Genomic DNA, 1,103 nt, shown 5'->3' with positions numbered 1-1,103 from the left:
GAGGATGGTGATGACGTCTTCGACGGTGGTGGCCTCTGCGCAGCGGGTCAGGGCGGCGTCGACGTTGGCCCAGAAGTCGTCGAGGGGGTAGGTCATGGTGTTCTCCGTTCGTGTACGGGTTGGGTGCGCCGGTTAGCGCTGGGGTTGCGGGGGACCGGCGGGGTGGCGCGCGCAACCTCGAAGAGGCCGCGACGAGCGGAGCAGGGTTTTCGGCCCGCGAGCGGCAGCGAGCTTGATAGGGCCGAAAAGGTCACTCGGCCTGCGGAGTTCGGCGCGGGTGTGGGTTGCGGGTCACACTGGGCGACCCAGCTGAACGGTTAAAGGTGAGGGGCTACGGACCACGCCCGCCGCAGGCGGGCCTCCGCCGGTCGCACCTAGTGCGCCGGCGACCACGGACCGGAAGACACCACAGGCCCGCCGGTCCCGCGCGGCTGCGCGGACCCGGGCGGGCTGGTGGTTGGTCAGACCCAGAGCAGGGCGGGCACTTCGGTCCATCCGGGCCTGGGTGCTGGGCTGCGAGGTAGATGCGGTCGCGGGCCCAGGTGGTGTGGCGTCTCTGTGTGGCGAGGCCGCCTTCGGCGGTGAGCCAGGGCAGGGGGGAGGCTGCGAGGTAGATGCGGTCGCGGGCCCAGGTGGTGTGGCGTCTCTGTGTGGCGAGGCCGCCTTCGGCGGTGAGCCAGGGCAGGGGGGAGCGCCGGAATCCGTAGTCGTCGACTCCGAAGTGGTCTTTGTCGAGGTACTGGCGCTTGTCGGCGTTGCAGATGTACCGGTGGGCCGGCAGTGCTGCGGGCGCTTCAGCGTTGGGGGTGACCGGCTCGTCGGGGTCGATGAGGCCGGCGAACCGCACGAAATGCTGGGGTTCGACGAGCCAATACAGCGCAGCCTGGTCGTCGTCGGGGTCCTCGTAGTCGCCGGCCCAGACCAGGCGGGCACCGCCGTCGAGGGTGAGCAGTATTTCCACGGCGGTCATGAGGGGGCAGTCGGCGCGGGTGTGGGTGGACAGTTTGTGTCCGGCGCCGTAGGTGGCGGGGTTGAGGGCGGCCAGGGGTCGGCCCGTGGGGTCGACGATGACGGGGTTGAAGTATTGGCCCATGGTGGTGTCC

Annotated in this window: 1 protein-coding gene; it reads right to left on the bottom strand. The window is 70.2% G+C overall.

All coding sequences use genetic code 11. The annotated features are described in order from the left end of the window. Positions 1–331: 331 nt before the first annotated feature. A partial coding sequence (locus H7I57_RS00015; protein WP_264021153.1) for a hypothetical protein occupies positions 332–1,103 on the bottom strand: 772 nt, incomplete at its 5' end.

The sequence above is a fragment of the Mycolicibacterium pyrenivorans genome (genome assembly GCF_025821625.1).
GTDB lineage: Bacteria > Actinomycetota > Actinomycetes > Mycobacteriales > Mycobacteriaceae > Mycobacterium > Mycobacterium pyrenivorans.
This window is presented reverse-complemented; position numbering and strand designations above follow the sequence as displayed.